We start from the raw sequence: 12,425 nt of genomic DNA on the forward strand, positions 1-12,425 counted from the left end.
TCACCTCTTAATCTTTTTTTGCAGCGGCATCATCAGTAGTTACGTTATCTAACTTTTCACCATCCTTCAATGTTTTGGCAGGATTTGAAATAACAGTTTGTCCGACTTCCAACCCACTCAAAATTTCTTGTTGCGAAGCATCAGCATTACCAACAGCTACTTCAACTTTGCTTACTTTCTTAGATTTCTTATCGTAAGTCCAGACAAATTTCTTATCACCTTCCGAAACAACTGCGTTGACTGGAACTAATTTATTTTTATTTTCGTTAACAACTTCCACAGAAACCGTAAATCCTTGCTGTAGATTTGAAGTGTCCCCTGTCAAATCAATCTTGTAATCATAAGAAGCGGCGTTATTTGATGAGCTACTTGAATCAGATGCAGCAGCATCAGCTGTTTGATTTGGATAGTTTGAAATGTATGAAATCGTACCAGTCCATTCTTTATCAGGATAAACTTTTGATTTAATTTTGACGTTTTGACCAGTTTTAATATTTGCCAAGTCATATTCTGTCAAAGTTCCTTTGATTTGAAGTTGACCTTCTGTAGCAACGTGAACAAGTGTTTGACTATTTTTAGATGATGGATCAATATCGTTGTTAACTTCAACAACAGTACCTGAAACATCACTTGTAATAATCGTTTCATTTAATGCTTGTTGTGCCTTATTAACTTCCCCTTGAGCATCAGCGTAAGAATCATTCAAATCTTGTAGTTGTTGGTTATAACTAGCATTTTGCTCTGGACTTGGTTGCGTCGTAACAGTTTTTTCTTCCCCAGTTTCTTCATCAGTAGTTGTTGAGGTAGCTGGCAAATTACCATATTTCTTCAGATAATCAATTTGACGGCCAACCTTATTCAGATTACGAACAGCTGAGTCATATGCTGTTTGAGCAGTTGTTGTATCGTATTGTACTAACTGCTGACCAGCTGTAATTTGATCACCTACAGCAACTGTTGGTTTTGCTGAAGTCCCCTTGCTGCTATCAAAGTATACATACTGTTCTTGAAGTGCTGTTACTTTTCCTGTCAACAAAGTAGATGATGAAATAGTACCTTCTGTTACATTAACCGCATCATAAGATACATCAGCTTTTGAAGCAGATGATTTTGAATTTTGTAATAGCATTAATCCACCACCAGCAATAACAAAAAACGCAGCAGCAGCGCCAATCATAATCTTAGTCTTTTTTGACATGCTTGATTTACTTCTTCTAGACATAATTATCCTCATTTTCTTTTTGTATAGTTGTATCACTCAGATAGAACAATTATACATTTTTGATTTTTTACTGTCAAGAACAAACCTAAGTTTATCTTTATCACCCATTATAGAAGGTTTTTCAGGTTTTAACCTTACAAGTTTGTAAGCAAAAAAGTCTGAAGCATTTTTGCTTCAGACCTTCTGCTGTATATTAAGAATTAAACTAGATGGCTTGTGTTGTAAATCCACGACTTTCAAGTACGCGAATCATCGCATCAACAGTATCAAGTGCCGTAAAGAGTGGAACGCCATGCTCAATAGCAGAGCTACGAATAATCGCTCCATCTTCATCAAGTGTACGTTTTGTACCGACAGTATTTACAATAGCTTGTACTTTTCCTGTACGAACAAGTGCTGGAATATCATTATCGTCATCAACACCAAGTTTATCGACAATAGTAGAATCCAAACCATGTTTTGCAAAGTAAGCTGCTGTACCATGTGTCGCAAAAATGCTGTAGCCAATATTTGCAAAACGTTTGGCTAAACCAAGTGCTTCTTCTTTAGTATCATCAGAAACCGTAAAGACAACATTACCAAATGATGGCAAGTGGAAGTATGAGGCTTCAAAGGCTTTGTAGAGAGCTTTTTCAAGCGTTAAATCAGATCCCATAACTTCACCAGTTGATTTCATTTCAGGTCCAAGTAAGCTATCAACCTTAGCAAGTTTTGTGAATGAGAAGACCGGAGCTTTTACATGCACATAATCTGATTCTGGGTATAGACCGTCTTGATAACCAAGGTCAGCAAGACTTTGACCAAGAATCAATTTTGTAGCAACTTGCGCCATTGGAATGTTAGTGACTTTAGATAAGAATGGAACTGTACGACTGGCACGAGGATTAACTTCAATGACATAAACTGTTTCATCTTTGATGACAAACTGAATATTCATCATACCGTAGCAGTTCAAACCAATCGCCAAACGTTTTGTGTAATCTGCAATTGTTTCTTGTACTTTCTTAGAAAGTGTTTGTGGTGGGTAAACCGCCATTGAGTCACCTGAGTGAACACCTGCACGTTCAATGTGTTCCATGATACCTGGGATAAGCACATCCTTACCATCAGAAATGGCATCAACTTCACATTCTCGACCAACGATGTATGAGTCAACAAGAACTGGATGATCTGGGCTAGCTTTTACAGCAGTACGCATGTAAGAACGAAGATCTTCTTCATTTTCTACGATTTCCATCGCACGTCCACCTAATACGTATGATGGACGAACAAGAACTGGGAAGCCAATCTTACGCGCAGCTTCAACCGCTTCTTCTTCATTTGTTGCAGTTTGTCCTGGTGGTTGAGGAATATCCAATTCTTTCAAAGCTTGTTCAAAGAGGTCACGGTCTTCGGCACGATCAAGATCAGCAACCTGTGTACCAAGAATTTTGACACCAGCCTTAGAAAGTGGCTCAGCCAAGTTAATAGCAGTTTGACCACCAAATTGAACGATAACACCTTTTGGCTGCTCAAGCTCGATAACATTCATAACATCTTCAAATGTTAATGGCTCGAAGTAAAGTTTATCAGAAATTGAGAAGTCAGTTGATACTGTTTCAGGATTTGAGTTCATGATAATAGCTTCATATCCTGCAGCTTGGATAGCTTTAACAGAGTGAACAGTCGCATAGTCAAACTCAACCCCTTGACCAATACGGATTGGTCCTGAACCAAGTACAATAATTGATTCTTTATCTGACTTGATTGATTCATTTTCCCATTCATATGTTGAATAGAAATATGGTGTAGCTGATTCAAATTCAGCCGCACAAGTATCAACCATCTTGTAAACAGGGATAATTTTGTTTTCTGTACGAATAGCACGTACTTCATCAGCGGTTATGTTCCATAGCTCAGCGATTTTAAGATCTGCAAAACCATTACGCTTAGCTTCTTTAAGAACATCAACATCTCCAATATGACTGGCTAACTCTTGCTCAAGTTCAAAAATGTGAAGTAATTTATCAAGGAAGAAGAGATCAATTTTTGTCAATTTAGACAACTCTTCAATCGTATATCCGCGACGGATAGCTTCAGACAGATAGAATAAGCGATCGTCTTGAGCACGAACAATCTTATTAACTAATTCATCATCAGTAACATTTGTGAGCTCTGGCATTTCATTATGATGAACACCAATTTCAAGTGAACGACAAGCCTTCAAGAGTGATTCTTCAATGTTACGACCGATTGCCATAACTTCACCTGTCGCTTTCATTTGAGTTCCCAAGCGACGTTCACCATTTTCAAATTTATCAAATGGGAAACGTGGAATTTTAGCAACCACATAGTCAAGAGCTGGTTCAAACATAGCATATGTTGTTCCAGTTACTGGGTTGACCATTTCATCAAGTGTCAAACCAACGGCAATTTTAGCAGCCAATTTAGCGATTGGGTAACCTGTTGCTTTTGAGGCAAGAGCTGATGAACGTGATACACGTGGGTTAACTTCGATAACGTAGTATTTGAAACTATTTGGATCGAGTGCTAGCTGAACGTTACAGCCACCTTCAATTTTAAGGGCACGAATGATACTTAGACTAGCGTCACGCAACATTTGGTTTTCAATATCTGAAAGAGTTTGTGTTGGCGCAAAAACAATTGAGTCACCAGTGTGAATACCAACTGGGTCAAAATTTTCCATGTTACAAACAACAAGGGCGTTATCTGCAGCATCACGCATTACTTCATATTCAATTTCTTTAAAACCAGCAATTGAGCGTTCAATCAAACATTGTGTTACGGGTGATAATTTCAAACCATTTTCAGCGATTTCGCGAAGTTCTTCTTCATTATCACACATACCGCCACCAGTACCTCCAAGGGTGAAGGCAGGACGAACGATAACTGGATAACCAATTGATTCTGCAAATGCAACAGCTTCATCAACAGTATTGACAATTTCAGATTCTGGAATTGGTTGATTAAGTTCTTCCATCAACTGTTTGAAGAGATCACGATCTTCTGCTCGGTCAATAGCTGATAATTTTGTTCCTAACAACTCAACACCGAGTTCATCAAGGATACCAGCTTTTGACAATTCCATTGCCATGTTAAGACCAGTTTGTCCTCCCAATGTTGGAAGAAGGGCATCTGGACGTTCTTTGCGAAGAATACGAGTAACAAACTCAGTTGTCAAAGGTTCAATGTAAACCTTATCTGCAATCTCTTTATCAGTCATGATTGTTGCAGGGTTTGAGTTAACAAGAACAACGCTATACCCTTCTTCTTTGAGGGCTAAACAAGCCTGTGTTCCGGCATAGTCAAATTCTGCTGCCTGACCGATAATAATCGGACCAGAACCAATCACCATAATTTTTTTAATATCTGTACGTTTTGGCATTATTTTCTCCTATTTGTCAACTCTCTGATTGACTTTAAATATGTTAATGACCTTGCTGTCAGTCATTTTGCAATTTACCGACAAGATTTTGATGTCGAATGACTTTTTTAACGATTAGCTTTTTCAGCTTGGAAAGCATCAATCAATTCGATGAAGTCATCGAAAAGATAGCTTGCATCATGTGGTCCAGGCGCAGCGTCTGGGTGGAATTGAACTGAGAAAGCTGGGAAATCACGGTGACGAACACCTTCAACAGATTTATCATTAATTTCTTCATGTGTTACCATAAGGCAATCAGGAAGTGTGTCGCGATCAACTGCATAACCGTGGTTTTGACTTGTAAAATCAATACGTCCAGTTGCAATTTCTCGAACAGCATGGTTAAATCCACGGTGACCAAATTTCATCTTATATGTCTTAGCTCCATTAGCTAAGCTGAACAATTGATGTCCCATACAAATACCAAAGATTGGAATTTTGCCTTGAACACCACGAATCATATCAAGCGCACCAGGAACATCTTCTGGGTTACCAGGACCATTTGATAGCATCACTCCATCAGGATTAAGATGAAGAATTTCTTCAGCTGAAATATTGTAAGGGACAACTGTCACATTACATTTACGTTTTGAAAATTCTCGTAGAATGGAATGTTTAAGTCCAAAGTCCACCAAAACAATATTTTTACCAACACCAGGTGCTGGGTAAGCTGTTTTTGTTGAAACTTGTTCAATATTATTTGTTGGCAACACTGTAGCTCGCAATTGATCTTGTAAATGCTCAATTGTATCTCCAGCATTTGCTAGAGTTGCTTTCATTGTACCGTGTTGACGAATAATTTTTGTAAGGGCACGGGTATCAATTCCTGAAATACCTGGGATGTTTTTTGCTTTCAAAAACTCATCTAAGGTCATTTGGTTACGCCAGTTATTTGCTCGACGAGCATTTTCAGAAACTACGACACCTTTACAAGTTGGTGTAATTGATTCGTAGTCATCTCGATTAATACCATAATTACCAACTAGTGGGTAAGTAAACGTCAAGATTTGACCATTGTAAGATTGGTCAGTGATTGATTCTTGGTAACCAGTCATACCTGTGTTGAACACAATCTCACCAGTCACATCGAGGTCAGCTCCAAATGCCTTCCCTTCAAAAATTGTTCCATCTTCTAAAATTAAAAGTCTTTTTGCCATTTTTATTCCTCTCGTTTGCTCTCACGGGAGCACTTTAACGTTTATTAGCAGACACTTCAAAATAATAAGTTATCAAGCCTTACCATTAAGTACGGCTTCTAGAATTGCCATTCGTACAAAAACACCGTTTTGCATTTGTGTAGCAATTCTTGATTTTGGCGCTTCTACCAAGCGATCAGCAATTTCAACATCTCGATTAACAGGTGCTGGGTGCATGATGATGGCAGAAGACTTCATTTTATCATATCGATCATATGTTAGACCGTATGCTCTGTGATAAGTTTCTTTTGAAAAACCACGTTCACTATCATGGCGTTCATGTTGAACACGCAACATCATCATGACATCAACTTTGTCAACAATTTCATCGATTGCAACGTATTTTCCATAAACATCAAATTCACTTGAATACCATTGCTCTGGACCTGCAAAATACAACTCTGCCCCTAAACGTTTTAGGATTTGCATGTTTGATTTTGCAACACGTGAATGCGTAATATCACCAACGATAGCCACTTTTAGATTTTCAAAACTACCAAACTCTTCATAAATTGTCATCAAATCAAGTAAACACTGACTTGGGTGCTGACCAGAACCATCACCACCATTGACGATTGCTGTTTGAATTGTTCGACTATCAATCAATTCCTTGTAGTAATCTTCCATTGAATGTCGAATCACACAAATATCAATGCCAAGTGAACTCATTGTGAGAATCGTATCATACAAAGTTTCACCTTTGTTAACTGAACTTGTTTTAGCATCAAATTCGATAACATCCAAACCAAGTTTTCTTTCAGCCACTTCGAATGATTTATGTGTACGCGTTGATGGTTCAAAGAAAAGATTTGCCGCAAAATATTGTCTGTCCAAACTAAAGTCGACTTCATCATTCTTAAACGCAATACCACGTTTAATTAAGCCAAGCACTTCTTCATTTGATAATGTTTCCATTGTTACCAAATGCTTTAGTGAAACAACACCATCTGTAATTGCCATTTTTTAGTCCTTTTCTGGAAGAATTTGATACAAGATAATACCTAGAAGTGTTGAGAAAGCAACACCTGTAATTTGTAAACCAGCAACTTGCAATGTCAAACCACCGATACCAGATACTAGGATAACACTTGCAATCAAAAGATTTTTCTTATTATCAAAATCAATTTTGTTTTCAACTAAAATTTTAAGACCACTTGATGCAATAACACCAAAGAGGGCAATTGAAATACCACCAATTACTGGTGTTGGAATAGATGAAAGAAGAGCTGATATTTTTCCAATAAAGCTCATCACTACAGCAATAACAGCTGCTCCAGCAATAACATATACTGAGTAGATTTTATTAAGTGCCATAACACCAATGTTTTCACCATATGATGTTACCGGTGGAGCACCGAAGAAACCAGCGATAATTTGTGCCAAACCATCACCTGTAAGCGTACGGTCAAGACCTGGATCTTTAAAGAAGTCACGTCCTGTCAAACTGTTAAGAACCATTACGTGACCAAAGTGTTCAGTCATTGTTACAAAAGCGATTGGAGCCATTGTCAAAATTGCACTTGGATAAAGTTTGAAGTGATAATCCACAAAAAGAATATCAAAACTTGGAACTTGGAACCAAGCTGATTTTGCCACACCTGACAAATCAACAATGCTTTGACCTGTCACAGCACCAACTACAAAGGCAAAAATGTAACCAACAATCAAACCAAGTAAAATTGGAATAACACCGATAATCTTTTTACCGTACATGTTAAAGAGAATAACCGCAAGAAGAGTTACCATCCCAACTAAAAGGTAAGTAAAATTGTAGTCGCCGTTTTTAAGCATCACATCATTAACAGCCGTTGTTGCAAGGCTAAGTCCGATAACGATGATGATTGGACCAACCACAATTGGTGGAAGTACTTTATCAATCCATGCATTTCCGGCAAATTTTACAATCAAGGCAACGATTAAGTAAACCAAACCACCCGCGATAGCCCCCTGTGCTACCGCAGCAATTCCATCTGTTTTCATTAACATTTGCATTGTCGCAATGTAAGCAAAACTTGAACCCATGTAAGCTGGAATTTTATATTTGGTTACTGTCAAATGCGCTAAAGTACCTAAACCACTTGAAAATAGGGCAATTGCAGGATCAATTCCAACCAAGATTGGAACCAAAACTGTTGAACCGAACATTGCAAACAAATGTTGGAATGATAGTCCAAACAGCATTCCTGGTTTTGGCATATCATGCACATCATATCTTACGTTTTCCACTTTTTATCATCCTCCTCAATTCTAATACTGCTTAGCTTGGATCTACAATGCTAACGCGATCTTTACCATCTACTTCGATCACTTCAACAATGATTTCCTCGATAGCACTTGTTGGGATGTTTTTACCAACATAATCAGCACGAATTGGGAGTTCACGGTGTCCACGGTCAACAAGAACAGCAAGGCTAACACGAGCTGGACGACCAAGACTTACTAAGTTATCAATAGCCGCACGAATTGTACGTCCTGTATAAAGAACATCATCAACCAAAATGACATCTTTACCAGTAATATCTACTGGCATATCTGTTGTATCTTCTTCAACTTTCATATCATCACGGAAAGGTTTTGTATCAAGTTCCCCAAGAGGAATATCAATGCCTTCCAATTGTTTCAAGCGATCTTGAATACGGCGAGCAATGAAGACACCGCGTGTCTTAATTCCTGCTAGGACAATATTGTCAAGATTTTTATTTCGTTCAATAATCTCATAAGTGATACGTGTAATCGCACGTTTCATTGTTACGTCATCAACAATTTCTTTTGTTTTCATAAACAAACCTCTCTTAATATACAAAAAATCTCCTCGTTACCAAGGAGATTCCACAAAATATAGGTACAACTATGCTAGTTGCACGCTTCTTTTACCGTTCTCTCCTTGCCTGCCTCACGGGACAGTATTAAAGGATAATATTTACTCTTATATAATACCAAATCGTTCATCATTTGACAAGGAAATTATGATTTTCGACAAAAAATATCTACCACTTTTTTGCAAAACGAATAAAAAAGTAGAACTCCTAAAAAAGTTTTGTTCTACTTCTTTGCGATTATTAATTATGCTTTTCCGCTTCTTAGCTTTTCAAGTGTTTCTTTAAAAATTTCTGGAACTTCAGCTGTAAAGGTCATTGTTTCACCAGTTTTAGGGTGTGTAAAACCTAGTGTTTGAGCATGCAAGAATTGACCATTCCCCTTTAAAGTTTTACGTGGTCCGTATAATGGATCTCCAGCTACAGGATGGCCAATGTAAGCCATGTGTACACGGATTTGGTGAGTACGTCCTGTTTCCAAAGTCAATTCAACTAAAGTATAACTTCCAAAACGTTCCAATACTTTGAAATGCGTTACTGCAGGTTTCCCTTTAGCCGTAACAGCTTGTTTTTTACGATCTTTATCAGAACGACCAATTGGCGCTTCAATGACACCACGATCATTCGGGATGTTACCATGAACAATTGCTACATATTTACGAAGTGATTTTTTTTCCTTCAATTCCGCAGCAAGTGCATTGTGAGCGGCATCATTCTTAGCAATCATCAAAAGCCCTGAGGTATCTTTATCAATACGGTGAACAATACCTGGTCGAATCACACCGTTGATTGAAGATAAATCTTTAATATGATACATCAAAGCATTTACCAAAGTCCCTGAAGTGTGACCAACAGATGGGTGAACTACCATTCCTTGTGGTTTATTAACCACTGCAACATCTTCATCCTCATAAACAATGTCCAGCGGAATATTTTCAGCTGTATACTCTAAGACTTCTTCTTTTGGAACTTCATAAGTAATAACATCACCGACTTTAACAGCATATTTTGCTTTAACAGCTTTGTCATTTACCAAAACAGTTCCCTTTTTGATTTCATCATTTGCTTGGCTACGTGACAATTCTGTCAAATCAGCTAACGCTTTATCCAAACGCGCGCCAGCTTCTTTAATGATTAATTCCATTTTCCTCCTCTTTCCATAGGGCAATAAACAAAATCACTACCCCAACTGTTAAATACGAATCCGCCACATTAAAAATAGCAAAATTCATAAAATCCAAATGAACCATATCAACAACGTAACCAAGTCGCAAACGGTCGATAAAATTGCCGATTCCACCCGAAATAATCAACATAAGTCCAAATAAGAACCAAAAATTGCCATTAATATTTTTAATAAAATAATAACAAGCTGCACCTACAACAGCAAGCGTGATTACAGTAAAGAACCACTGCTGATTTTGTAAGATTGAAAAAGCTGCTCCATAATTACGCAAATAGGTTAGGCTAAAAATCCCAGGTAGACACTTGCGAATGGTATTTAAAGGAATATGATTGACAATCCATAACTTACTTAGTTGATCAATAAGAATCAAAATCAAAGCAGCTATTGGAAAATAAAGTTTTCTATAGTTTTTCATTTGGTCACCTTTGGACTGAATTTTTCAAAATAATCTTTCATGACAGCGATGAATTTTAAAGCACAGACTGATAAATTTTTATCACGGCGTTTGATATAAACCATTTTGTTATCTAACTTATCCTCAAGCGGAATAACCGTAATGCCATTTACACTGCGACTATCAAGGAAACCAGAACCTGTTGCGTAGGCATCCGTACGTTCCAAAATACCATTTAACGTTGCACGGTCCGTCACATTAAAGACATGTGGACTGTCACTGGTATCTACAAAGTTTTCTGAGTAATATAGGTATTCATCCTTTTCTTGAGTAAAGCGAACAGTTGCGAAATTTTTCAAATCATCCATCTCTAAATTTTCTTTTTGAGTAAGCGGGTGATTCTTAGCAAGGTAAATATGAGTTTTAAAAGGAATTAATTCTACAAATTCCAACCCAAGTTTTTCCATACGCTGTAAAAGGCCCTTACGATTTTGATTATTTAAATAAATAATCCCAATTTCACTATCCCCTTGAGCAACCTCATCAAAAATTTGAATCGTTGTGGATTCAAAAATCCGAAAATCTTTATGCTCTGGATGAGCTTTTGAAAAAGCAGTTATCAACGGTGGCAAAAAATCATAGTGTTGACTAGCAATTGAAAACTCATCAGAGTCAGAAGCTGATTGAGAAAATTGCTTCTCAAACGAATCAAAACTCTTAACAACTTCCAATGCTTTTTCATAAAATGTCATCCCATGACTTGTTAAAACAGCACCTGTTGTTGTACGTGTGAAAATTTGAAAGCCTAATTCACCTTCAAGGTCTTTAATAGCTACTGACAAACTTGGTTGACTGACAAAAAGCTTTGAAGCTGCTTCACGAAAGGTCCCACTGTTTGCAATAGCTACAACATATCGTAATTGTTGTATATTCATTGTCAATCATTCTTTCTAAAAAATCAATCACCTTTATTATAGCAAATTATAACTAATGGCGCTATATCAAGTAAAGCAAGACAATTACCATAAATCTCACTTTTGCGGTAAATCAAAAAAAGCCTGCGAAAGCAGACTTTCTGTTAAATTATTTTGCGATTGGATAAACTGATACTTGACGTTTATCGCGACCTTTACGTTCGAAACGAACAACACCTTCAACTTTAGCGAAAAGTGTATCGTCACCACCGCGACCTACGTTCACACCTGGGTAGATGTGAGTACCGCGTTGACGGTAAAGGATTGATCCACCTGAAACAGTTTGACCGTCAGCTGCTTTAGCACCAAGACGTTTTGCTTCAGAATCACGACCATTTGATGTAGAACCTCCACCTTTTTTGTGGGCGAAAAGTTGCAAGTTAGCAAGATTCATTTTTAACATATGTAGTGTCCTCTTTTCAAATTAGTTTGCAATGACCTTAACTGACACAAACTCTTTCGAATTTTCAGCCAAGTTTGTCATTCCTAAAAGAAAGCTTTCAAATAAAAGTTGAACTTTCTCATCTGTCTTTTTAGTTATATGAGAGATATCAATCTTCATATAACCACCATCAATCTCATTGATAGCTAAATCAACGTCACAATCTGTCAAAACTTCTAACGAATTAACTAGGTTAATTGATAGGGTTGAAACAGCTGCACATACGATATCAAAGCCATATTCACCACTGCCGGCATGACCAGTCAGTTCAACACTTTCTAAGTTGCCTTTATGACGAATAAAAGTTGCTTGAATCATGAGAATGCTAAATTAAGCGTTGATAGCGTTGATAACAACTTTAGTGTAAGGTTGACGGTGACCTTGTTTACGGTGTGAACCTTTTTTAGGTTTGTATTTGAAAGTAACAACTTTCTTTTGTTTTCCTTGTTTTTCAACAGTACCAACAACAGAAGCTCCTTCAACAACTGGTGTACCAACAACAGTTTTTTCACCACCAACAAGAACAACTTCGTTAAATGTTACTTCTGAACCAGCTTCAACATCAAGTTTTTCAACATAGATAGCTTGACCTACTTCAACTTTAACTTGTTTTCCACCAGTTTTGATGATTGCATATGTGCTCATCGTGCACCTCCTATAAAATTTTGTTGCGGATTTTTCCGCTTGTGAAGACTCGCCTAAATCGTGAACCTCTAGAGTTGCTTAATAACGATTTTCGTGCGGTTGCACAGGATGTGCATTTAGTCAACG

At 37.4% G+C, this 12,425-nt stretch carries 12 protein-coding genes and 1 other annotated feature; all 12 genes read right to left on the reverse strand.

Annotated elements, in window-relative coordinates; all coding sequences use genetic code 11:
• Nucleotides 1–7: 7 nt before the first annotated feature.
• The 12 genes from JG537_RS00210 to rplU all read right to left on the reverse strand — a co-directional run bounded on the left by JG537_RS00210 (nucleotide 8) and on the right by rplU (nucleotide 12,299).
• Complete coding sequence (locus tag JG537_RS00210; protein ID WP_199542332.1) at nucleotides 8–1,222, reverse strand: efflux RND transporter periplasmic adaptor subunit; 1,215 nt, start codon at nucleotides 1,220–1,222, stop codon at nucleotides 8–10.
• A gap of 205 nt (nucleotides 1,223–1,427) precedes the next feature.
• Nucleotides 1,428–4,607, reverse strand: a complete 3,180-nt coding sequence (carB, locus tag JG537_RS00215; protein WP_199542334.1) for a carbamoyl-phosphate synthase large subunit — start codon at nucleotides 4,605–4,607, stop codon at nucleotides 1,428–1,430.
• A 107-nt stretch (nucleotides 4,608–4,714) separates the two neighbouring features.
• Complete coding sequence (locus tag JG537_RS00220; RefSeq protein WP_132869727.1) at nucleotides 4,715–5,803, reverse strand: carbamoyl phosphate synthase small subunit; 1,089 nt, start codon at nucleotides 5,801–5,803, stop codon at nucleotides 4,715–4,717.
• 72 nt (nucleotides 5,804–5,875) lie between these two features.
• On the reverse strand, nucleotides 5,876–6,802 hold the full coding sequence (locus tag JG537_RS00225; RefSeq protein WP_199542335.1) for an aspartate carbamoyltransferase catalytic subunit: 927 nt from the start codon (nucleotides 6,800–6,802) through the stop codon (nucleotides 5,876–5,878).
• A gap of 3 nt (nucleotides 6,803–6,805) precedes the next feature.
• On the reverse strand, nucleotides 6,806–8,038 hold the full coding sequence (locus JG537_RS00230) for a solute carrier family 23 protein (RefSeq protein ID WP_199543585.1): 1,233 nt from the start codon (nucleotides 8,036–8,038) through the stop codon (nucleotides 6,806–6,808).
• Between the two features lie 61 nt (nucleotides 8,039–8,099).
• Nucleotides 8,100–8,621, reverse strand: coding sequence for a bifunctional pyr operon transcriptional regulator/uracil phosphoribosyltransferase PyrR (pyrR, locus tag JG537_RS00235; protein ID WP_039696718.1), 522 nt, complete (start codon nucleotides 8,619–8,621; stop codon nucleotides 8,100–8,102).
• 284 nt (nucleotides 8,622–8,905) lie between these two features.
• Nucleotides 8,906–9,802: an RluA family pseudouridine synthase gene (locus JG537_RS00240; protein ID WP_199542336.1), complete on the reverse strand. Its 897-nt coding sequence runs from the start codon at nucleotides 9,800–9,802 to the stop codon at nucleotides 8,906–8,908.
• Nucleotides 9,786–10,259 carry a signal peptidase II gene (lspA, locus tag JG537_RS00245; RefSeq protein ID WP_199542337.1) on the reverse strand — a complete coding sequence of 158 codons (474 nt, stop codon included), beginning with the start codon at nucleotides 10,257–10,259 and terminating at the stop codon, nucleotides 9,786–9,788. The genes JG537_RS00240 and lspA overlap by 17 nt, the downstream gene beginning before the upstream one ends.
• The gene (locus tag JG537_RS00250) at nucleotides 10,256–11,173 is read right to left on the reverse strand and encodes a LysR family transcriptional regulator (protein ID WP_199542338.1); all 918 of its coding nucleotides are present in this window, start codon (nucleotides 11,171–11,173) and stop codon (nucleotides 10,256–10,258) included. Before JG537_RS00250 ends, lspA begins: the two co-directional genes overlap by 4 nt.
• A gap of 148 nt (nucleotides 11,174–11,321) precedes the next feature.
• Nucleotides 11,322–11,615 carry a 50S ribosomal protein L27 gene (gene rpmA, locus JG537_RS00255; protein ID WP_004232221.1) on the reverse strand — a complete coding sequence of 98 codons (294 nt, stop codon included), beginning with the start codon at nucleotides 11,613–11,615 and terminating at the stop codon, nucleotides 11,322–11,324.
• 21 nt (nucleotides 11,616–11,636) lie between these two features.
• Complete coding sequence (locus JG537_RS00260) at nucleotides 11,637–11,972, reverse strand: ribosomal-processing cysteine protease Prp (RefSeq protein WP_132869772.1); 336 nt, start codon at nucleotides 11,970–11,972, stop codon at nucleotides 11,637–11,639.
• Between the two features lie 12 nt (nucleotides 11,973–11,984).
• Nucleotides 11,985–12,299 carry a 50S ribosomal protein L21 gene (rplU, locus tag JG537_RS00265; protein ID WP_004232223.1) on the reverse strand — a complete coding sequence of 105 codons (315 nt, stop codon included), beginning with the start codon at nucleotides 12,297–12,299 and terminating at the stop codon, nucleotides 11,985–11,987.
• A 35-nt stretch (nucleotides 12,300–12,334) separates the two neighbouring features.
• Nucleotides 12,335–12,410: a sequence feature (ribosomal protein L21 leader region), on the reverse strand.
• Between the last annotated feature and the right edge of the window lie 15 nt (nucleotides 12,411–12,425).

Origin of the sequence: Streptococcus vicugnae, from assembly GCF_016461705.1 — a bacterium.
Lineage (GTDB): Bacteria > Bacillota > Bacilli > Lactobacillales > Streptococcaceae > Streptococcus > Streptococcus vicugnae.

Excerpts from the sequence above, each read along its gene's own strand:
- pyrR (WP_039696718.1), bottom strand. The coding sequence starts at position 8,621 with ATGAAAACAAAAGAAATTGTTGATGACGTAACAATGAAACGTGCGATT.
- rplU (WP_004232223.1), bottom strand. The coding sequence starts at position 12,299 with ATGAGCACATATGCAATCATCAAAACTGGTGGAAAACAAGTTAAAGTT.
- JG537_RS00210 (WP_199542332.1), bottom strand. The coding sequence starts at position 1,222 with ATGTCTAGAAGAAGTAAATCAAGCATGTCAAAAAAGACTAAGATTATG.
- JG537_RS00260 (WP_132869772.1), bottom strand. The coding sequence starts at position 11,972 with ATGATTCAAGCAACTTTTATTCGTCATAAAGGCAACTTAGAAAGTGTT.
- carB (WP_199542334.1), bottom strand. The coding sequence starts at position 4,607 with ATGCCAAAACGTACAGATATTAAAAAAATTATGGTGATTGGTTCTGGT.
- JG537_RS00240 (WP_199542336.1), bottom strand. The coding sequence starts at position 9,802 with ATGGAATTAATCATTAAAGAAGCTGGCGCGCGTTTGGATAAAGCGTTA.
- lspA (WP_199542337.1), bottom strand. The coding sequence starts at position 10,259 with ATGAAAAACTATAGAAAACTTTATTTTCCAATAGCTGCTTTGATTTTG.
- JG537_RS00220 (WP_132869727.1), bottom strand. The coding sequence starts at position 5,803 with ATGGCAAAAAGACTTTTAATTTTAGAAGATGGAACAATTTTTGAAGGG.
- JG537_RS00230 (WP_199543585.1), bottom strand. The coding sequence starts at position 8,038 with ATGCCAAAACCAGGAATGCTGTTTGGACTATCATTCCAACATTTGTTT.
- rpmA (WP_004232221.1), bottom strand. The coding sequence starts at position 11,615 with ATGTTAAAAATGAATCTTGCTAACTTGCAACTTTTCGCCCACAAAAAA.
- JG537_RS00225 (WP_199542335.1), bottom strand. The coding sequence starts at position 6,802 with ATGGCAATTACAGATGGTGTTGTTTCACTAAAGCATTTGGTAACAATG.
- JG537_RS00250 (WP_199542338.1), bottom strand. The coding sequence starts at position 11,173 with ATGAATATACAACAATTACGATATGTTGTAGCTATTGCAAACAGTGGG.